The 21825-nt window shown below is 48.4% G+C and carries 19 protein-coding genes; 16 read left to right on the top strand and 3 right to left on the bottom strand.

Annotated elements, in window-relative coordinates; genetic code table 11:
* Window positions 1-258, top strand: a 258-nt coding sequence (locus tag C557_RS0116215) for an integrase core domain-containing protein (protein WP_018752118.1), incomplete at its 5' end; no start/stop codon positions are given.
* A 194-nt stretch (window positions 259-452) separates the two neighbouring features.
* On the opposite strand, the gene C557_RS0116210 is transcribed toward C557_RS0116215, so the two are convergent.
* Window positions 453-872 carry a MarR family winged helix-turn-helix transcriptional regulator gene (locus C557_RS0116210; protein WP_018752943.1) on the bottom strand — a complete coding sequence of 140 codons (420 nt, stop codon included), beginning with the start codon at window positions 870-872 and terminating at the stop codon, window positions 453-455.
* Window positions 873-883: 11 nt separating this feature from the next.
* Window positions 884-3145, bottom strand: a complete 2262-nt coding sequence (locus C557_RS0116205; protein WP_018752942.1) for an ATP-binding cassette domain-containing protein — start codon at window positions 3143-3145, stop codon at window positions 884-886.
* Window positions 3146-3231: 86 nt separating this feature from the next.
* On the opposite strand from C557_RS0116205, the gene C557_RS23660 reads away from it, so the two are divergent.
* Complete coding sequence (locus tag C557_RS23660; RefSeq protein WP_083930216.1) at window positions 3232-3894, top strand: DUF1835 domain-containing protein; 663 nt, start codon at window positions 3232-3234, stop codon at window positions 3892-3894.
* Complete coding sequence (locus C557_RS25720) at window positions 3863-3997, top strand: DUF3658 domain-containing protein (protein ID WP_083930213.1); 135 nt, start codon at window positions 3863-3865, stop codon at window positions 3995-3997. Before C557_RS23660 ends, C557_RS25720 begins: the two co-directional genes overlap by 32 nt.
* A 61-nt stretch (window positions 3998-4058) precedes the next feature.
* Here C557_RS25720 and C557_RS0116195 read toward each other — a convergent pair whose 3' ends face one another.
* Window positions 4059-4988, bottom strand: coding sequence for a copper amine oxidase N-terminal domain-containing protein (locus C557_RS0116195; protein ID WP_083930210.1), 930 nt, complete (start codon window positions 4986-4988; stop codon window positions 4059-4061).
* Window positions 4989-5253: 265 nt separating this feature from the next.
* Here C557_RS0116195 and C557_RS0116185 point away from each other — a divergent pair, with 265 nt between their 5' ends.
* The 13 genes from C557_RS0116185 to C557_RS0116125 all read left to right on the top strand — a co-directional run bounded on the left by C557_RS0116185 (window position 5254) and on the right by C557_RS0116125 (window position 21714).
* Window positions 5254-5766 carry a PTS sugar transporter subunit IIA gene (locus tag C557_RS0116185; RefSeq protein ID WP_018752938.1) on the top strand — a complete coding sequence of 171 codons (513 nt, stop codon included), beginning with the start codon at window positions 5254-5256 and terminating at the stop codon, window positions 5764-5766.
* Window positions 5767-6094: 328 nt separating this feature from the next.
* Window positions 6095-7051, top strand: a complete 957-nt coding sequence (locus tag C557_RS0116180) for an ABC transporter permease (RefSeq protein ID WP_018752937.1) — start codon at window positions 6095-6097, stop codon at window positions 7049-7051.
* A gap of 14 nt (window positions 7052-7065) precedes the next feature.
* Entirely contained in the window at window positions 7066-7938 is an 873-nt protein-coding gene (locus C557_RS0116175) for a carbohydrate ABC transporter permease (RefSeq protein ID WP_026263523.1), read from the top strand.
* A gap of 40 nt (window positions 7939-7978) precedes the next feature.
* Entirely contained in the window at window positions 7979-9610 is a 1632-nt protein-coding gene (locus C557_RS0116170) for an extracellular solute-binding protein (RefSeq protein ID WP_018752935.1), read from the top strand.
* 132 nt (window positions 9611-9742) lie between these two features.
* Complete coding sequence (locus C557_RS0116165; protein ID WP_240472977.1) at window positions 9743-11530, top strand: cache domain-containing sensor histidine kinase; 1788 nt, start codon at window positions 9743-9745, stop codon at window positions 11528-11530.
* A gap of 43 nt (window positions 11531-11573) precedes the next feature.
* The gene (locus tag C557_RS0116160; RefSeq protein WP_018752933.1) at window positions 11574-13148 is read left to right on the top strand and encodes a response regulator transcription factor; all 1575 of its coding nucleotides are present in this window, start codon (window positions 11574-11576) and stop codon (window positions 13146-13148) included.
* Between the two features lie 513 nt (window positions 13149-13661).
* A complete protein-coding gene (locus C557_RS0116155) occupies window positions 13662-14873 on the top strand; it encodes a TolC family protein (RefSeq protein WP_018752932.1) in 1212 nt (403 codons plus the stop codon).
* 78 nt (window positions 14874-14951) lie between these two features.
* Window positions 14952-16409 (top strand): efflux RND transporter periplasmic adaptor subunit, encoded by a 1458-nt coding sequence (locus tag C557_RS0116150; protein WP_018752931.1) that lies wholly within the window; start codon window positions 14952-14954, stop codon window positions 16407-16409.
* Entirely contained in the window at window positions 16406-17128 is a 723-nt protein-coding gene (locus C557_RS0116145; RefSeq protein WP_018752930.1) for an ABC transporter ATP-binding protein, read from the top strand. The genes C557_RS0116150 and C557_RS0116145 overlap by 4 nt, the downstream gene beginning before the upstream one ends.
* A complete protein-coding gene (locus tag C557_RS0116140) occupies window positions 17125-18336 on the top strand; it encodes an ABC transporter permease (protein ID WP_018752929.1) in 1212 nt (403 codons plus the stop codon). Before C557_RS0116145 ends, C557_RS0116140 begins: the two co-directional genes overlap by 4 nt.
* A 41-nt stretch (window positions 18337-18377) precedes the next feature.
* Window positions 18378-19091, top strand: a complete 714-nt coding sequence (locus C557_RS0116135) for a response regulator transcription factor (protein ID WP_018752928.1) — start codon at window positions 18378-18380, stop codon at window positions 19089-19091.
* Window positions 19088-20548 carry a sensor histidine kinase gene (locus C557_RS0116130; protein WP_018752927.1) on the top strand — a complete coding sequence of 487 codons (1461 nt, stop codon included), beginning with the start codon at window positions 19088-19090 and terminating at the stop codon, window positions 20546-20548. Before C557_RS0116135 ends, C557_RS0116130 begins: the two co-directional genes overlap by 4 nt.
* On the top strand, window positions 20545-21714 hold the full coding sequence (locus tag C557_RS0116125) for a hypothetical protein (protein ID WP_018752926.1): 1170 nt from the start codon (window positions 20545-20547) through the stop codon (window positions 21712-21714). Before C557_RS0116130 ends, C557_RS0116125 begins: the two co-directional genes overlap by 4 nt.
* The last annotated feature ends 111 nt before the right edge of the window (window positions 21715-21825 follow it).

The raw sequence follows: 21825 nt of genomic DNA, 5'->3' as shown, positions 1-21825 counted from the left end.
CAACTTAACACGTATCGCATGAAGGCCAGCATGAGCCGCAAAGGCAACTGTTATGATAATGCTTGTATAGAGTCTTTTCATAGCATTCTGAAGAAAGAGCTGATTTATTGCAAGCGATTTAAGACCAAGCAACAAGCCTACGATGAAATCTACCGCTATCTTGAGTTTTTCTACAATCGCAAACGGATCCACGGTTCACTAGGCTATTTATCACCGGTTCGTTTTGCTGCGCAGTTCAATAAGAGAAGAGTCGGTTAAAGAGTGTCCACTTTCTTGACAGAGGTCCATTCCTCATGCTAATCATTATGAAATGGTCGATTTTTCGGGAAGAGCCCAAAATTAACATGATGATTTCCTGTTATATGTGATATTTGGTGAAATATAGGCAAATTAGCATGAGGATTTCCCGTTAGAGGTATATTCGTTTTTGATTTGCTCCCGAATGGATCATGTCAACCTCGGGCATATAAGCTCGTAATCCTGTTGCACATCATGGAAAAGGCACGCACCTCTTCTTCGGTCAATGCTTCTTCAATCAAGTCCATTATTTCATTTCCAAAATCCTCAACACGATTTAAAAATGCTTTTCCTTCCTGGGTAAGTAAAATATGATAAGAGCGGCGGTCACTTATTTGCCTCTCCTGAGTGATATACTTTTTTTCCAGCAAGCGCTTGGTTAATTTTGAAATGCCAGATTGTGAGATTCCTCTCATTTCAGCAAGTTCTTTTGTGGTTTTGGCCCCTTGCTTATTCAAGGTATCGAGGATATAGTATTGCGCTGTTGAAACACCTTCAACATTGAACCGATTGGAATTGGATACGATCATGCATTGAAAGGGAACATAGCTTTCCTCCAATTCTTTTATAGCCATCGGACAACCTCCTATTTTTCTTTCAGATACTTTTTCAAATGCTTCCCCGTTAAGGAATTTGGGCAGTTGATCAAGTCTTTCGGCGCCCCTGTAAACATAACATTACCGCCATTTTGCCCTGCATAGGGGCCTATATCGATAATCCAATCTGCCTGACAGATGATATCCAGATTGTGTTCTATGACAATAAGTGTGGAATTTTGGTCTACCAGGCGATTCATTACCCCAATCAACTGTTTGATATCAGCCATATGCAAACCTGTTGATGGTTCATCCAATACATACATCTGCCCCGCGTTTTCCAGCTCGGAAGCAAGCTTGATTCGTTGCAGCTCACCACCGGAAAGTGTACTTAGTGGTTGTCCTAAAGTAACATAAGTAATACCCACGTCTGCAAGCCGTTTCAATACTGCAATGATTGCTTTTTCCTCAAAAAAATCCAGGGCTTCCGTGACCGTCATGTTTAGAACATCGGCAATGTTGCTTCCTCGTAACGGATAGGCAAGCACTTCGTCCGTATAACGGTTGCCGTGGCATTGCTCACATACGGTGACAATTGTATCCATAAACGCCAAATCTGTATAAGTAATGCCCAAACCTTTGCAGGCAGGACAAGCGCCTTGTGAATTAAAACTGAATAGGGAGGGGCTTACGCCGTTCCTTTTCGCAAACTGTTTCCGAATGATATCAAAGATGCCTGTAAAGGTCGCAATATTGGAACGTTTTGACGCTTGAATCCCTTTCTGGTCAATAAAAACCGTCTCAGGGTACAAGCGTGGCAGCACCCCATGAATAAGCGTGCTTTTTCCTGAACCGGCAACCCCGGTTACAACAGTCATTACCCCTTTAGGGATATCGACCGAAAGGTTCTTCAAATTATGCAGCGTTGCATGCTGAATAGCAAGCCAACCCTTCGGGGTACGAGTAGCCGTTTTTAGCTCGGGACGGTAGGTTAAGTATTTTCCGGTGAGCGTGCCTGCTGTTTTCAGCCCATCCAGGTTTCCTTGATATACAATTTCCCCACCATCGGTTCCTGCCCCTGGTCCCATATCAATAATATGGTCAGCGATTTCTATCATGTCCGGGTCATGCTCTACGATCAGAACCGTGTTTCCTTTGTCACGCAACAACCGCATAAGCTGATTAATTTTGCTAATGTCATGGGGGTGAAGCCCGATACTTGGTTCGTCAAAAATGTAAGTGAGGTCAGTCAGGCTGCTGCCAAGCTGGCTCACCATCTTAATTCTTTGCGATTCTCCGCCTGACAGTGTGGAGGTCTCTCTGCTTAAGCTTAAATAGCCCAGTCCAATAGATACCATGTGCTGAATCCGGTGCACGAGCTCCGAAACCATTGTAGCGGCTACGGGAGCATGAATGGATTGAACAAAGTCCAGAAGCTCATGGATGGGCATATCCGCACATTCCGCAATATTTTTACCGTTCACTTTGCAGGACAACACCTTATCGTTCAGACGCGCTCCCTGACAATAGGGACAGGTCTCTTTGACAATAAATCGCTCGATTTCTTTGCCGTATCGGGCCTTTTCACCTTCTTCTTTTTTTAGAAAGCTCCGCTTGATGCGTGGAAGCAAGCCTTCATACAAGGAGGTTTTATGCCATTCCGGTGCTGGATTTGCAACTTTAATTCCATCCGTGTAAAGCAACAGCTCCCATTCTTCGGCAGCGTAGTCTTTCAATTTTTTGTCATTATCAAAAAAGCCGGAATGAATATAGCGGGTTAACCGCCAGCCTCCGGGTTCAAAGGTTGGAAAACGGATAGCCCCTTCATTCAGGGATTTATTTTGATCCAGCAGCATGTCGATATCAATGGTTTCCAGCTTCCCTAACCCTTCGCAATGCTCGCACATTCCGGACGGATTATTGAATGAAAAAACATCTGAATAACCTGCAAATGGCTCGCCAATCCGCGAAAATAATAAGCGTAATACAGCATAAATATCCGTAATCGTACCCACTGTTGAACGGGCATTGCCGCCTAATCGTTTTTGATTGATGATAAAGGCTACGGATAAATTTTCGATCATATCCACATCAGGCTTTCCATAATGCGGCATGCGGTGACGGATAAAACTGGTGTAGGTTTCATTTAGTTGTCTTTGCGATTCTGCGGCTATTGTATCAAAGACCAAAGATGATTTTCCTGAACCGGACACGCCTGTAAACACGGTAATTTCTTTTTTAGGGATCAGGACATTTATGTTTTTTAAATTGCGTTCCCTTGCACCTGATACCTGAATATAATGCTCAGACATGTAGTTACCTCACTGTTTTTTTGTATGAACTGGTTAATAGTTGACTGGGTTAACTATATATTTAGCACACTTTACGTGTGATAGCAATGTGCAGAATTAGATGTTCTACCTCTAGGAAGATTTGCTATACTAAGGAGCAGTCTATATCGCCTTATGCTACACATGTACATATCGTAACAGGCCTTTCTTTTGCAGGCAGTATGAAGCAGGCTTTGAAATCACTTGGCATATCTGACACGCATGCAGTGATCGTATTGGCAGAAGATTACGGGATGGGGCCGCTGGGTGCGCTGGATTCCCCAAAGGGCAGACAGACTCGGAATGAGTGGTTCCGGGATCATGTTTTGGGTGGAGCAGATGCCTATTCCAGTTATGAGGACGAATACTTAAAAGTCCTACGTCAATTTGGGCAAATTCCGGAGCAAGCGCAAGTGGTCATCTGGACAGCCGGTAATGCTACTGAGCAGACCGGGATGAGACATGCGCTGCACTTGCTTGGCGACCAGCCCAATAAGGTGGCAGTCTATGATGCATGCTCGATTTGCGAGCATTTGTACAATCAGCCAGGCAGAAGAATTGAATACCGTTACTCCGGTGAAATTAGTTCGGACAAGCTTAGCAAGGCTATCGAGCAAGTGGTGAATAGCTTTCAGAGCTTGCCTAGGGAAGAAATAGCGCGGTTGCGCGGGGAATGGCAGGACATTTCAGGACGCTCCAATGAATTGCGAATTTGGCGATGCTTATTTTGAATATCGGCTTCGCACCTTGGTTTATGACGGAGTGTTAGAAATTAAAGGGTTCCCCACAGCGATGAGGTATTATAGTGTAAGGCGGAAAAGAAGGAATAATTAGTAAAACCACCATACAGCCTATAGGGGACTGCCCCCAAGGCGGGTAGGGTGGTTTTGTGTTTTTATTTTATAGCAGCTATAGCTGCATTGAGCTGGGTCTCTATGGACATATCAACCAATTGCAAATTGACTGCATAGCCTTGATTGGTAGCTTTTAAAAGGGCAATGATCTTCGTGCCATCGGATTCCCAAACACTCATGTAAAACTCACCATCTGCCAATGAAGCTGCTTCTAAATGGTCTTTATCATATGTGGCAGTATTACTCAACGGCTCCCCGTAAATTTCGGTAGTGTTCTGGACGAGACCATGGTAAAACCCGATATAAAAGGCAAGTTGATCATTGGTAGCAGGAGGCGAAAATCCAGCTTTGGCCAGCTTGTTATTATAGAAAATGTAGGTCTCTTCATTCATAGCAGAATCCTGATATAGAAGGATGTAAATATCGCCTTGTCCGCCTTCGTCAATTAGCAGTCTGCCAGCCAGAGATTTCTTCAATTGCTCCGGGCTGATTCCCCAGGGCAAGTACATTGCATCAGATGCAGGCTGTTGACCAATCCAGGCGATGGCTTGGGCAGTGTCGGCTCCAATGGCTTTACCGGTTAGGGTCTTGATGGCCGATAATGGCAAATAGGCGGTTCCATTCATGGCCTTAACGGCTATGGGAAGCTGAACGGCCACTCCATTGATCTTGGCTGTCTTGCTTCCTGCGGATACAACGATATAGGAACCGGAGGAATGCTTCGCCGTAATCATCTTGGTCTTGGAATCAAGCGTGGTGGTATACCCCAATTCAGCAAGCACGGTTTTCATGGGGACGAGGGTCGTATTATTTTGCACAATCGTCGGGTAAGGAGAGGACAAGAGCTTGCCGTCCACGTACAGTGCGTATGAGCTAGGTGCAGCGGCGTAGGTTAAAGGGGCGAAGGTGAATAACCCTAGCGTCACCGCCAGCCAACTCATAAGAATGGAATAAACGATTTTTTTCATCATAGCTCCTTTTTGAATATGTAATGAACAACCACCAATACAGCAGCTTCTTCTTCAATATAGCACGCCTAACTTGGGATGAGCAGACATATTTTTCCTGATTTCTAAAGGGGAAATAGTAATATTCAGCAGTACAGGGGGCAAAATTTGTTGAATATTGCCGATGATGGTATTCTGAAAATAAGCGCAACGGATAGGATCCTGAGATGGCGCATAGGATGGACGTTAAAACAGTTCATGGCCAACAACAAGAGGAGATGGTAGGAGAATGAGTTTCTTCAGACGCAAGAAAGAGCAGGCTGTCCCGAAAAAAGAAACGGAAACAGTCTGGATCAAGGCTCCGTTGACAGGACAAGCTGTAGGCTTGGCAGAGGTCCCGGACCCGGCATTTGCAGAGAAAATGATGGGCGAAGGCATTGCGATTATTCCGGAGCAGGGGAAAGTGACAGCTCCGTTTGACGGGAAGATTGTTAATCTAATGAAGAGCAAGCACGCGGTAATTATCGAGCATGCCTCGGGTGTGCAGGCGTTAATTCATGTCGGCGTAGATACGGTATCCCTGAAGGGCGAAGGCTTCACCGCTCATGTGCAGGAGGGAGACTCCGTTACTGCGGGCCAACTGCTGCTCGAATTTGATTCCGCGCTGATTCGCGGGCGTGAGCTGCCTGACATTACGTCGATTATTATTCCCCATGGGCTTGACGCTGTGGGGGAGATTACGGAATATCCGGGCCAAGTGACCGCCGGACAGGAGAATGTGCTGGCCGTGAAGGTGAACTAAGCGGCGGATCGGCCGCTAATTACTAAGCAGGCAGATCAATGAAAAATCGATAGATCTATCATGGGAACCATCCGCAAGGTCATATCCCCTTCCAGTAGACGGTGCTATTCATTCTTGGAGACAGGAATGCGGTACCGAAGCTGTAAGGGGATATTTTGCTTCTTTTTGGGCGTTGGATGAATAGAGACTTGAGGTATTTGGGGCAACCCCGGAGATACACAAAAAATTTATAGAAAAACCTATAGATTCTCAAGGTAAGGTCTTCCAGGATTGCGGTACAGTATACACATCAACTGATCAGCATCCAACCAAGAAAGAAGGTTAGACCATGACAACAACACCTGCTGCGGCTGGAACGGACAGGGTGCTAAAGCCCAAGCAAGCCTTTTACCAGACGAAGAGGTTCCGACAGAATATTCCACTGTTCCTCATGCTGATACCGGGATTTTTGTATTATGTGATCTTCCGGTATTTTCCTATGGGTGGTCTTGTTATCGCTTTCAAGGATTACAACTTCCGTGACGGCATCTTGTCCAGTCCCTGGGTGGGACTTAAATATTTCGAGATTTTATTTCAATCCAAGATTACGCTGCAAGTCATTTGGAATACGCTTGAGCTAAGCGTTCTCAACCTGATCTTCGGGTTCCCTGCTCCTATCATTATTGCCATTGCGTTGAATGAGGTTCGTCAGAGCTGGCTGAAGCGCTGGATTCAAACCATCATTTATCTCCCGCATTTTCTATCCTGGGTTATCGTTGCGGGGATTGTCCTGACTATATTTTCGATCGACGGCGGTACCATCAACAAATTGCTGGCGCAATGGGGGATGGAGGCCGTACCGTTTCTGTACCGTGCCGATTCATGGGTGGCAATCTTTATCGGCTCAGGCATGTGGAAGGAGATGGGGTTCGGCGCAATCATCTACCTGGCCGCCCTTTCGTCCATCGACCCCAGCTTGTATGAGTCTGCCGGACTGGACGGGGCAGGCAAGCTGAGACAGATCTGGCATATCACGCTGCCGGGACTTCGTCCCACGATTATTCTTCTACTCATCCTGGGGATGGGCCGTTTGATGGAGGTCGGATTCGATCAGGTGTATAACCTGCAAAATCCGACCGTTCTGGGGCAAGCGGAAGTGATCAGTACCTACGTTTACAAGGTGGGGCTGCAGCAAGCTCAATTCAGCTTGACCACCGCGATGGGGCTGTTTGAATCCTTTGTGGGGCTGATTCTGGTATTGTCGGCCAACGCGCTTGCACGGAAATTTGATCAGGGCCTATTTTAGGGGGGAGAATCACGTTGAGAGAGTCTACTGGAGGAAAAGTCTTTAGCGTCTTTGTACACGTCGTTTTGATTATTATTTCGCTCACCTGCCTTCTGCCGTTCCTGCACTTGGTCGCTTTGTCCTTAAGCGAGGGGCATGCGGTGGATTTGGGGCAAGTGTATTTCTGGCCGGTGGGCCTTGATTTTACGGCATATGCTTATTTCTTCGAGAACACGCCAGCCTTGCGGGCGTTCACGAATAGCGTGATTATCACCTTGTGCGGGACAACGCTGAGTATGCTGACCACTGTTTTAACAGCGTATCCATTATCACGGCGCTACATGTATGCCCGTAAGCCAATTACGACAGCCGCCTTATTCACCATGCTGTTCAGCGGTGGGATGATTCCTACGTACCTGGTCATGAACAGCCTGCATTTGACAAATACGTACTGGTCTCTATGGTTTGTTGGATTGGTAAGCACCTATAATATGCTCATTATGAAGAGCTTCTTCGAGAACATTCCGGGGGAAGTGACGGATTCTGCTCAAATTGACGGCTGTGGGGAGATGCAACTGTTAGGTCGAATCATCCTGCCTTTATCCCTGCCAATGCTGGCGACATTGACGTTGTTCTACGGCGTCGGGTACTGGAACATGTTCATGAATGTCATCCTGTACATTAACCGGACCGAGCTGCAGAATCTGACGGTGATCGTCCAGAGCATGCTGCAAATTCAAAGTATGGATAACATGATGGCCATGGACGTGGCGCAGCAGCAGGAGCTGATCTCCGAGAAAATGAAGGCGGTAGGCGTCATGGTGATGGTGGTACCGATGCTGGTCGTATATCCGTTCTTGCAGAAATATTTTGTCAAAGGAATCATGCTGGGTTCCATTAAAGGCTAGCGGCAACATATTCCATTATCGATTGAGAGGAGCTTCCAACATGTCTGTACAAACATTCAAATGGAGCAAGAGGGTCTGGTTATCTGCGGTATTGGTTCTGGTGTTAACCGTGGGGGTCGTGGGCTGCGGCTCATCCAAGGGAGAAGGGCAAAGTGCGGGCAAGCCGATCATTACCGTATCCAACTATGACAGAGGGAATATCCCCGCTGCAGAGGGAACGGTAGAAGAGAATCGCTGGACCCAATGGATCAACGAGAATTCGCCGGTAGCCGCCAAGTTTGTGCCTGTGCTGCGGTCGGAGTCCACACAGAAGCTAAATGTAATGTTCGCCTCCGGTAGTGCCCCGGATATCGTCAATGATTACGATACAGGATTCCGGGATTCCTTGTACCAACAAAAGCAGTTGCTGCCTCTGGATGATTACTTGCAGTATGCTCCTGAATATGAAAAGCTGCTGAAGGCTTATCCTCAACTGCGCAATGTGGGCACCAAGTCGGATGGCAAGCTGTACGAAATCGGCAAAATTAATGAACCCCATCTGCAAAGCGTAGCCTTTATCCGGGTGGACTGGTTGAAGAAGCTGAATCTGGAGATGCCAACGACAACCGAAGAGCTGTACACCGTGCTCAAGGCCTTCGTAGAGCAGGACCCAGACGGCAACGGTCAGAAGGATACGTATGGAACCAATATCAGCTATACCTCAGGCGGTATGGTCGATTCCATGTTTGGCTCGAACGGGTGGCTGCTGGAGGATGATCACATTGTCCGCAGTTGGGATAACACACTGGAGGCACTGAAGTTCAAGAAGAGGCTATTCGAGGAGGGGCTGATTGACCGGGATTATCTGGCTGACAAGAACGGCTCCAAGGCGAAGCAGGATTACTTGAATGGCAAGATTGGTGTATTCCTTCCACCTCACATTAACAACTGGTTCGAGAGTACGGTCACCGATATCAGGACGATCCGCAGAGTGGTGCCGGATGCGGAAATTGCTCCTATGCAACAACCCAGGTCACCCATGGGATTGTTCACTCATCACGTGACTAATCCGTTGCAAATGACCACGGTGCTTAATGCTGGTGCCAAAGATCCCAAGGCGGCGATGGAATATCTCAATTTTATGATGAAGCCAGACACGGCGTTGATCTTGAGAAAGGGTTTGGAAGGCGAACATTGGAAGAAGGGAGAAGGCGATGCTCCTGTCGTGATCGATCCTGACAAGAACATGAAGGAAGTGGATTGGGCAGCGGATTATACCATGTTCTACTCTCTGCCGCAAAATCCACACTTGACCTCGGCAGCAGCCTTCAATTTGGAAGACCCGGATCAGAAGGCGGGTCTGGACATGATGAACGCGGCGGATCAGTTCTTGCTGGATCCTGAGGCTCAATATCCCGCTCTGACTCACTATGAGCATATGCCGGTATTGCCAAGTGATCTGGTCGTTATCAATACCAACGTCAATAAGGAATTAAGCGATATCTATGTTAAAGGGATTATTGGCGGGGCAAATTATACGGCGGAGCAGGCAGTGGCAGATGCGAAGGCAGCCTGGGATAGAAGTGGCGGCAAGCAAATCGAGGAATACATGAACTCCTGGTATCAGGAAAATAAGGAAACTGCCTTCCTAGGCGCGGATGTGCTAGAGATGGTGCGTTCCCAACTGAAATAGGGATTCCCATAAAAAGAATAGGGGCTTGGTCCGGCGGATGCCGGGCCAAGTTTGTTCTTTTAAAATCCCGGGGTAACGGGGTACAATCGGAATAAATCATCTACATCTTGGGGGGAGCCAGAATTGAATGCAATGAACTGGCCAAGACGCATTGCCGACAAGTTCAAGGGCAGCTTCAAGTTGAAGCTGATTGTGTTGCTGTCCTGCATGGTTACTTTAGCCTTTGTCTTGGCGGGCTGGTTGGTCTCCCGACTGAATGTCCAAATGATGGAGAGCGAGATCAGCAAGCAGTTCTCCATTGCCAACGAGCAGGCTTTGGCCCGATTGGAGCTTACCTTCCAGGAGGTCAGCCGGGTATCGCAATCCATCATTTTGAATGAATCGATCGAATTATTCGTTAGGGAAAGTCTTGATCCTGGCGGAGACCTGTATACGCAATTCAAGAACCGCAAATATGTCGAAGAGCAGTTAACTAATTTGCAAGTAGATGCCCCCTCGATCCGCTCGGTGTTCTTGTTCAATGAGCGTGGAGAACTGGCGGTTTTGTCTCGAAATGGGGCATCGGGCGAGCCGGAACCAGCAGATTTGGACATGGTGATGGGCAAGCTGGAGACGTATCGCGGCAATTTGGTCTGGGGGCGAGCCAGTCTCCCGAGTGCAGTCGATCCTGGTGGACGCCGAACGGTGCTGATCGCAGCTCGGCGGATGCTCAATGATAAGCTGACTCCCTATGGCACGATGGTTATGGTGATGGAGGAGAGCTTAGTATCCCGCGTATTGCGGGATCTCGCGGAGAATGGCAACGGCAAGGTGCTGTTGCTGGAGCCGATGGGGGGCATGCTCTACTCCAATTCCAGCGGGGAGGAGACGGCGCAGCTTATGCATCTGATTGAGGCTGGCGATCCTCATTATGCCCGGATGAACGGCATCGCTTATTTCTTCGTCCGGCACCGACTGGAGCCATCGGGCTTTACCCTCTATGGAGGGGTGTCGCTGCAAGAGATTCAGCGCAAGAACAAGGACATCATTCATATCTTTGTGATTGCCGGCGTGGGCGTGGCGCTGCTTAGCGCCTTGCTGATTACGCTCTCAACCCGTACGCTGCTACAGCCCTTGGCTGATCTGATGCGGGGACTGCGCAAGCTGCGTTCCGGGGATTTCGCGGCGCGAATCAGCGTCCGTTCCGGGGATGAGCTGGGATTTATCAGCGAGAGCTTCAATAGCATGGCCGAGCAAGTGAGCGAACTGATCAACAAGGTATATCTCGCCCAGATCAGCCAGCGGGAATCGGAGTTGAAGGCGATTCAGGCGCAGTTGAACCCGCATTATTTGCATAACCTGTTCAATGAATTGTATTGGAAGCTATACAACGAAGATCAAGCGGAGGCAGCGCTGCTGATCAATGCCATCTCGGAGATGCTGAAATATTCGCTTCAGCCAGTCAATACCGATACGACGTTGGGCGAGGAATTACAGCAAATTCGTAATTACATTATGATTCAGACGGAGCTGTTCACCGGGGAGATCGAGACGATTATTCAGGCCGATGAGGGCCTGCTGGACTTGCGGATGATGAGATGTCTGCTGCTGCCAGTGGTGGAGAATGTGTTCGTTCATGCCTTCCGCGATATGGATAAGGACCGGGTGTTGCGGGTGAAGGCGGCTTTGCAGGAAGATGCCCTCTGTATTGAGGTAGCGGACAATGGCTGTGGCATGGATGAACAGACTTTGGCAGCCTTAACAGATGCCAGAGAGGTGCTGCCTGAGAGAGGCAATACCGGGATCGGCTTCAAGAGCGTGCTGCGGCGCATCGAACTCGTGTATGGGGCTCCTTACGGAGTAGAGATTACGAGTGTACAAGGGAAAGGAACCACTGTGAATATCCGGCTTCCCCTTCGGACGAGGCCGCAGGAGATATAGGATAGGGAAGCGCGGCGCATACAACTTAGGGGGAGGGGAATGGATGAGAGGGAAGCTGTTTATCGCTGAGGATCAACCCAATTTTCGCAACGGATTGTTGAAATTGGCAGGCAAGCGCTCTAGTGAATGGGTGGTGGCGGGTGAAGCGGCCAATGGTCGGGATGCTCTGCTAGCGATGGAGTCAGGCGTACCAGATTTGCTATTGACGGATATCCGTATGCCTCACATGGATGGGCTCGAACTGGCCAAGGAAATCAAGATCCGTGGCTGGAAGACGTGGATTGTGATTATTACGGGGTATAAGGATTTTGCTTATGCTCAGTTGGCCCTCAAGTACGGTGTGCTGGATTTTATTACAAAGCCTTGCGTAGAGGGAGATATTCTGGGTGTGCTTGACCGGACCTATGTACGGCTGATTGAGGAGAATCAGTCCCGGCGGCAAATGGAGGACTGGAAGCGGCAGCATGAGGACAGCCAGCTTCGCTCGGCCATTCTCGGGATGTCTTGTAACAAGCGGGAGGTAGAGGCACTGCTCGGACGGATGAAGGAAGGGGGGCTTTATTTTCTCAACGTCCCTGCGTATTTATCTACGGCAAAACAATACTCTACCCAGGATATCCCTCTCCTGCAATTTGCGCTTAGCAATATGGTACGGGAGCATCTGAATAAATGGGTAGGAGGAGGCTTCCGCCTGTTCTCCTTAAGCTCCTCCGAATGGGCTTTGTTGGTGGATCATGCGGCCTTCGGAGTGGAGACGCCATCATCCTGGACGCAGGCGCTCAATGATTCGGTGCATCATTATCTGAAGCTGGAGCTAGCCTGCCATGGGCATGGGACATGTCGCCATGCCGACGACCTTCGCCGGGCTTACGAGCGATATAGCGACAGGACGGATCGGGAGGAGACGGCAGAGCGCAGCGCTGCTCATGAGTTTTTGCTGAATCAGACGGCACAGTATGAAAAAGAGAAGGAAATCGTGTCCTGGCTGATGTCAGGGGATAATGAGCAGTTGAACAATGAGCTTAAGGAGCAAATGGTACGGATCGGCGGCTTGCCCCCGCAAACGGCCAAAATCGAAGCGTTGCTGCTGACGACCGCGTTCCTGCGGTTGGTGCAGGTGCAATTCCCCGAGTGGAGGGTGGCTTCGCGTTCGATTGAATGGGGAGCGGTGCAGCAATGTGGCACGTCCCAAGAGGTAGTTGACTGGCTGCAAACCTATATTCGGGAGTTCCTGCACTCCCATAATAGCTGGCTGGTCAGCAAGAATGACAATCCGGTCAAGCAGGCCATCCGGTTCATTGAAGAGAACTATATGGGCGAATGTGGGCTAACGGAAGTTGCCGCCCAAGTGCATCTGAACGCCAGCTATTTCAGCAATCTGTTCAAGAAAGAGACGAGTGAAAGCATCACCGGCTACATCCAGAATCTGCGCGTACAAAAAGCCAAACTCTTGCTCAAAAGCACGGACATGAAAATCTTCGAGATTGCTCAAGCCGTCGGCTTCAACGATCCTAATTACTTTACGAATACATTCAATAAAACCGAAGGCATCTCGCCCAAGGAGTACCGGAAGCGGTCGGCCGGAGCATCGCAGAAGCGGGCAGATGGATTAGCCTAGCAGGAGGGAAGCTTGAGCTTCATAATTTCATGAAGTGCCGGACCCCCCCCAATACACGAACTCCCAAGTTCTGATATAACTTCATAGTGGAAGCGTTCTGAGGAGCGACATTAAGGAAAAGGGGTGGCGAGCCATCCCTTTTTGCTTACTCAATAAGTTCATGCATTAAGCTCCGGACGATACCACTCGCTCGGTATGTTAGATGCACCGCAATACCAGGCTCTGGCGTATCGTTATCGATGAATCCGTAACCTTTGTCAGGGTCTGATCGTGATCATTGTGTTCAGCTCCAGATTTGAGGATGATTTGCACGGCGCGTCCTGAGGGGGGATAACTGGATCAAGCATCCATATGTTTCGTAATAGGACAAGCATGTATCTAAGTTGTAATATCTAGCCCAAAGGGCTAGTCAAGCACGAATGTTTCCCGCAAAATAAAGAAGCCCATAGTGCTAAAGAGCTAAGAAAATATACGATTTACATTTTTTATTCTGAAGTTGGAAAGGAGCATCGTATGAAACATCAACCAGTCACAGCTGTGTTGCTGCTATCATTGTCTGCTGCCCTCAGTATGCCGCTGGCTGTCGGGGCTGCCGGGAATTCGGCGTCCATCATGCCGTCCGGAACAGAGCTAGCTCAAGCAACTCTGGCGCCTGCCAGTGGTCTTACCCCGGTTGTTATTTCACAGGCATCACAATTGGCCAATGCCAATACCAGCGCTAAACAACAGGAGCTGACTTTGGAGCAGGCTAATGCCTGGGCTCAGGCCAACAGCTTCGGCTTGAAGACGTCCGCACAGGAGCTTGAACGCAAGAATCTCGAACTGAAAAAGAGCACGGATGCTTTGGGATACGTGCCTAACTCGGAAGAGTCAGACTACTACGCAGCCAACAATTCTGCCTGGAGAGACTACACCGCTGCTAATTTATCCTATCTGTCAGCCTTGAAGCAAGGCGAATTCGAGAAGGACAAGGTCTATGCTCAGACCATGAAAGCTTATTACCGGATCTTCACTGCGGAGAATAAAGTCCTTGTCGCTCAAGAATCTGTTCAGATCGCCAAGCTGGAGGAGCGAATTGCCATCGCCAAGCTGTCTCGGGGCCTGATCTCGGAGAAGAGCAAGATCGACAGCACCAAGGCACGCTCGGATGCCGAACTGACGCTGGAGCAGAGTAACACCGATTTGCAGAAGGCCAAGGACGAGCTTAATACCTTGATGAATAAGCCCAAAGGGACCGAGTTCACTCTAGTGAGTCCTCCAGTCTATCAGGCCCCAGAGCCAATGAATGTCGAGATACATATTACAAGGCTACTCAAAGATAACCCCACCGTCTGGCAACTGCAGGATGCTGTGAAGAATGCGGAGATTAGTCTGCATTATTACAATTTTCAAGGTACCTCTGAGGATTATGATCTGGTCAAGCTGGACCTGAAAAATGCCAATGAGGCCCTGACCAACGGCAAGGATAACTTCGCCGAATCTGTAAGATCCCTATATACCACCATGCAGGACGAGCAGAAAAAATATGCACAACTGAATGAGGATCTGGCCATTGCCGAAGCTGATTTGGTGCTGGCTCAGAAGAAATGGGAACGCGGCCTGATCGTAGAGCTGGAGCTCCTCAAAGCCCGCTTGAATGTCGAGCAGTTGAAGCAGCAGATCAACGATCTGGCTATTGGACTGATTCAGTCCAACTATACTTTGCACAAACCATGGAGCAGTTAGCCAATGCTTCCGAAATGAGTTTTGTACGAAGATGATTCAGGAAGTAACGCTCACAAAGGTTTTAGGAGGAAGCCGCACATGTCGGAGAACCAAATGAACAACGCATTACAGATGCTAAGGAAGAAACGTCAAAAGAAAGTTATTATCATTCTGGTCGCGCTGCTTGCGCTTGGCGGCGGGGGAGTCGCTGCATACAGCTTCATGGGCAAGTCTGAGCCAGCCATGATGGCTATCCCGAATGAATCGGTCATCGTTGAACGCGGTGACATCATCGAAACCTTGTCTGTTACCGGAACGGTCGAAGCCTCCAAAGAGGTGAATCTGAACTTTAACAGCACCAGTACAGACAAGCTGGCTGAAGTCAATGTCAAGGTTGGAGATCAGGTGAAGCAAGGACAGCTGCTGGGCCGGCTAAATGATACGGAAGCCAAGCTGGAGATCAAGAATGCCGAGGATTCGCTCCGTATGGCACGTTCCAAGCTGACGGAGGCTACCGAGGGACCGAAGGCGACCGAGGTGGAGCTGCAGGAAATAAATGTGCAGAAGGCTGCGGAGGCGCTTGAGACTGCCAAGCGCAGCTATGAGCTTCAGGAGGCGGAAAATCAGCTTAAGACGGCCAAGAGTGATCTTGAAATGGCAAGGAAGACCTATGAGGATCAAAAATTCCTGAGTGATTCAGGCGCCATTTCCGATAAGGAGAAGTTAGAAGCCGAGCAGGCATGGGAGAAGGCCCAAGCGAGCTATGACACAATCGAGCTCCAGATACGTAAGGTTCGCGATCAGATTGAGAATGGAATTAAGGATGCAGAGATGTCCTACCGTATGGCCCAACTGGAGCTGAAAAAACTGAATGATCCAGTTGAGAAAACTACACTGGAGAATCTGCGCATCGATATTAGCCGTGCCGAGACGGATCTAAAGCAAAAGCGCAATGAGCTGGACAAGCTGCAGATTACAGCGCCCTGGGATGGCGTCATTCTTAAGGTCAATGGCGATGTGGGGACAAGCCCTACAGCACCGTTTATCGTAATGAACAACTCCAATTCCAGTGACTTGAAGGTAGCGACCAAAATCAACCAAAGTGACATTGTGAAGGTCAAGACCGGGCAAAAAGCTATTCTGACGACGACAGCTTATCCTGGTGAAGAATTCGAGGGAACCGTCAGCTTCATCTCGCCAGAAGTCTCTACCGATGAAGGCGTGAATGCCTACGCTGCCGAGCTCTCCATCTCGAATTCGGAAAACAAGCTGAAGACGGGGATGATAATGAACATCGACGTTGAGCTCAGCAAGGTTGAGAATGTCCTGTTCGTTCCCGTGACCGCCATCCAATCTAACGGAGGAGCCGATGGAGTTTATGTTGCCGCTGACCCCTCTAATCCATCTACATATGAGTTCAAGCCGGTAGAGCTGGGACTCTACACAACAGATCGAGTGGAGCTAAAGTCAGGCGTAAGTGAAGGGGACACCATCGTCATTCCTGCACCCGGCGGCGCTGGCATGATGGATGACTTGGGAGGAGCAACTCAGCCATGAATGTAGTAATGGAGATTCGGAATCTAAGGAAAATCTATCATGTGGGCGATCAAGAGATTCATGCGCTTCGGGACGTAAGTCTGTCTATTCATGAGGGAGAGTTCGTAACTGTCATGGGCCCGTCGGGCTCTGGCAAATCCACGATGATGAATGTGATGGGCTGCCTGGATTCTCCCACATCGGGCGAATTTTATCTGGATGGATATTCCATTCTCAACGCGCGGGAAAACGAGCTAGCGCATATTCGCAATGAGAAGATCGGCTTCGTCTTTCAAAAGTTCCATTTGCTCCCCCGTTCGACAGCTCTAGCAAATGTTGAATTGCCCTTACTCTACGCAGGTGTGCCTGCCCGGGAGCGACGCGAGCGGGCCATGGAGGCGCTGGTGAAAGTCGGGCTGGCCGAGCGGATGTACAACAAGCCTAATGAACTATCTGGAGGACAGCAGCAGCGTGTCTCCATTGCCAGAGCGCTTGTTGCCAATCCCGTCATCTTGCTGGGAGATGAGCCGACCGGAGCATTGGATTCACGAACGAGCCGCGAGATTATGGAGATCTTCCAGGACCTCAATGATAGCGGCAAGACGATTGTACTGGTCACACATGATATTGAGGTATCAGAGTATACCAAGCGACTGATTCACTTTCGAGATGGGCGAATTGAACAGGATCATCCGGTTGAGAACCGGAGATTTGCGCGGGAGGAAGTGGTGGCAGAGTGAATATCTTTGAGACAATTCGAGTAGCGCTGAGTAGTCTGCGCAGTAATCTGCTCCGCACGATTCTCACCATGCTGGGGATCATCATCGGAATCGGCGCAGTCATTGCCATCATGGCTATCGGACGTGGATCAACTGCCAGTATTACGAAGGAGATTAACGGGCTTGGTAGCAATCTGCTCATGATTTATCCGTTTGCGCCTTACGACGAGAATAACTGGATGAACATGGTCCAGTCCCAAAAATTCACTCTCAAGGATGTTGAAGCTATTGAGAAGCTTCCTTCCGTTGCCCATATAGCGCCCAGTGCTTTAAGTTCGGCTAAAGCTACCTGGAAGCGGCAGGTGGTCGATACTCAGATTGATGCTACTAACGAGTCCTTTCACCTTGTCAAAAAGCTCTCGCTGAACTACGGACGCACCTTCACCCATCATGAGGTGGACAACCACATGAACGTTGTCATTCTGGGCTCTGATGTAGCACAGAAGCTATTTGGACAATCGGTCTCTACCGCAGTAGGACAGACGATCCAACTCAAAGGCATACCTTTCAAAATTATTGGAGTGATGAATAAACCGAGTAGCTCACAGGGGTACATGAACAACCAGGTATACATTCCCATCACCACAGGGGTAAATATGTTCGGGCAGATGGATATTCAGGAAATGAACGCCTCCGCGATCGCCTTCGACAAGATTGATCAGGCCAAGGAGGAGATCCGGCAGCTGCTGCGCAGCAGTCACAAGCTGAAGCCTGAGGAGCAAGATGACTTTGAATTTACGACGCAGTCGGAAATTATGTCTATGTCCTCTGGTGTCAACGATACGATGAATTTGCTGCTGCTTGGCGTGGCTGGCATTGCGCTTGTCATTGGCGGAGTGGGAATTATGAACATCATGCTGGTATCCGTCACCGAGCGTACACGTGAGATTGGTATCCGCAAGGCGATCGGGGCGCGACGCAGCAATATTTTGACACAATTCCTGACGGAGTCGATCTTTATTAGCATCATGGGAGGCATCATTGGTATCTTTGTTGGCATTGGCGCAGCCAGGTTGTTACATAAGTTAGCGAATATGCCGATCGAATTCTCGTATCAGCCGATTATTTATTCCTTTACCAGTTGCGTGCTGGTCGGGGTAGTCTTCGGAGTATATCCGGCACTCAAGGCCTCCAAGCTCAAGCCTATCGATGCGCTGCGTTACGAATAGAAAGAGCGAATCTTACACGAAGACGGGAGATTGAAAGCCGCATGAGACCCAAAAAAATATTAATTATTGAGGATGAAGAGGGCGTCCGCGATATTTTGTCGTATTCATTGCGAAAAGAAGGATTTGATATTCTGGAGGCACCAAACGGACGAGCAGGATTCATGGTGTTGGAGAGAGAAAGCGCAGATTTAGTGTTGTTGGACATTATGTTGCCAGACATGAGCGGATTTGATATATGCAGACAGCTGTCTGCCACAACCCGAACGCCAGTGATCATGATTACGGCCAAGTCGGACATGCTTGACAAGGTACTCGGTATGGAAATTGGTGCGGATGATTACATTACGAAGCCGTTTGATATTCGTGAAGTCGTTGCCCGTATTCGGGCGATCTTCAGACGTATCGAGTTGCTAGGAGAGCCATTGGAGCAGCCGGCCCGGGATGTCGTTCGGCTGGACCATCGTATCGAAATATACCGTAAAGAGCGTGAGGTGTGGAAAGACGGAGCCCATGTACTGTTAACTAACAAGGAGTATGACCTTCTATTATTTCTGGTGGACCATAATCGACAAGTATTCTCCAGATCCGAGCTGTTGGGTAAGGTATGGGGCTTCGAGTTCGCAGGGGATACCCGTACCGTAGACATTCACGTGCAGCGAATTCGTAAAAAGCTTGATCACCTTCATTCATCAGGCTCTATGATTGTAACGGTCTTTGGCATTGGCTACAAGCTTGATGCATCGGTACAGATATGAAATGGACTATTCAGTTAAAGATGGTTGTATTGTTTTCTGTCATCATATTCATCGGCTTTGCTGCTTTATTAGTCGTGTTCAATAAGGTGAGTGTGGATAATATGTACCGTGAGATAGACAATGATATGGTAAATTATAAAAAAAACATGGACATTGCCATCAGCCAATACTTCCTTCTTCTGAACAAACGGATGGATGAAGCCACTCTTGCGGCGGAGGTCAACGAGATCGAAAAGCAAATCGGTCTGGCGATTGGAGGAAAGGTTAATCTCTACCGTGCAGACGGCGCTTCCTTCCGACATGCTCCGGGAAACGAGGTGCCGGCTACTATTGTTCAGGAAGACGTAAAGGCAGCAGCCAACTCGCAAATTGCTTATAGCACAAGCATTAATAAAGGACATATAGAGGCAAGCCTGTCTGCACCGCTGATCAGAGAGAATAGGGTCATTGGTATTATCCGTTTTGAAATGGATTATGCCGATTTGTTCGCGCAACGTATGCAATTCCAGAATACGATTACTGCCTTTGCCATTGTTATTTTCGTGTGTGTCTTTATTGGGGCGATCGTGATCTCTCGGAAAATGGCCAAGCCGATACGGGTCTTGACGCAGCACGCCAGGTCCGTATCAGAGGGGCATCTCAATGCGGACATCCGAGTGAGCTCGCATGATGAAATTGGAGAATTGGCGCTAAGCTTCTCAAGTATGATTCAGCGAATCCAAGAACAGATTGATGTGATCGAGCATGAGCGAGATGAAGTGAAGCAAGTTCAGGAGCGCAGCAAAATTTTCTTCGATAATGTGACTCATGAATTAAAGACCCCGCTGACGACTATTTTCGGATATGCGCAGATTTTACGAGATAACGGGTTTACAGATTATACCTTTTATGAAAAGGGAATGAATTTTATCATTAATGAAACCAAGCGTCTTAATACAATGGTAGTAGATATTTTGGATGCCTCTGTTGCTGCTTCCCCAAGGCAGGTTTTCCGGTTCGAGCACATGAACATATCCGATGTATTGCAGGAAACCTGTCATGAAATGTCTCTGAAAGCAGCCAAATACAATATATCCGTGAATATTCAAGTGGAGAACCCAATGTTCATGCAAGGCGACAGGAACAAGCTAAAGGAAGTATTTATTAATGTACTGGATAATTCCATTAAGTATGGGTATGTAAATTCTCTTATTCAAGTCCGTGCCTTCCAGCAAGGCCATGAGATTGTGATTACCATTCGTGACGAGGGAGAGGGCATTCGGGAGGAGGCGCTGGAACGAATCTTTGAACCGTTCTATCGTGATAATGATGTGAATCGGGAGGAAAAGGGCAGTGCAGGCCTGGGATTATCCATTGTCAAAAACACAATTGAGCAGCATAAAGGGAAGGTCAAGATGGAGAGCACCTTGAATAAGGGAAGCGAAATCCAAATGATCCTGCCGGTGTACCATACATGAGACACATTTGCCAATGGCTGCGGGGAAAGAGAGACGTATTCATCCTTGCAGGACTACTATTGTTCTTTGTGTCAGGACTTTATGGAATCGGTGGTCTATTCACGGGGATGAATACCAAGCCGAGGCTCACGATTATACCGGAAAGTCTGGTAAGTCAGCATCTCACGCCGCCTTCGGATTCTGCATTTCTCATTGAAAGCGCCACGAAGCAGAGCAATAGATTTGCCATGTACGGGTTCTGGGTCGCGGATTCCAATACAATATTGCTCAACAGTATATACCCTGCATTTCAGGGAGTTAGGCTTTCCTTGTTGCATATGGATGACAATGCTGTACAGGATATCGTGACCAATACGGACTACGGCGTTGATTTTACCTATGATCGTACGAAAATCGTGTATACCCGATACAAGCAAGATCGTAAAGGAGCCGAGACTTTCTCCTATGACTGGAAGAATGGAGTAAGCCAAAAGCTGGATCAGAATCAGGCATACAAGCGCCTCTTTCTAAATGAGAATGTCTATGTGGGTTATGACGATACTGGTTATATGGAAGTCGATTTGTCGTCCGGGAAGGAACGAAGGTTCTATACTCATGAAGAGCTTGCGTCTCGTTTGTCCCGATTCACAGCTAGCGTATCTGACAATGAAGTGTTGGCTTTACCTGACAGCATGGCAATTAGTAAGGACCAGAAGCATCTATATATGATCGTTTCTTTCAGAGCAAACGATGAAGCCATCTACCGCTATTCACTCAAAGATGATCAGGATGATGAATTATTTATTCGCGCTGAAGAAATCCTGCAATATGCCTTGCTAAATAATGGAGATTTTATGCTGATGGGCAGAGTAGACGGAACAAGTGGCATTTTTCTGTATGACCCTGGTGAGAAGGAATATGAGGTCTTATTAAAAGGCGACTTTCTTGGCTTTGAATGGGATGAGAGTAGATCGCGTCTTGCATACATACAAATGCTGGACGGACAGTGGAGCAAGAACGAGCTACATGTCGCCTACCTGAGAAATAATAGGCTTCAGTCCGATACGATCATTTATCGCAATGTTCAGGACTTCTACAAATTAGCCTGGTGGGAAGATAGCCTATTTGTTGGTGGATCCACACTAGACTCAAGTGAAATCTATCGTTTTACATTTAAAGTATGGTAAAGATGGTTGAAAGGGCAGTACCCCCTATTGGGTGGTGCTGTCCTTTTTTGTCTTTGTAGACATACCTTGCCTTAATCTGCTCAGGCGGCTTGGGGGCTTGCTCCCATGGGT

The sequence above is a fragment of the Paenibacillus sanguinis 2301083 = DSM 16941 genome (assembly GCF_000374825.1).
GTDB classification, from domain to species: Bacteria; Bacillota; Bacilli; order Paenibacillales; family Paenibacillaceae; genus Fontibacillus; species Fontibacillus sanguinis.
Note: the sequence above shows the minus strand (reverse complement) of the source record. Positions and strands in the feature narration are given on the sequence as shown.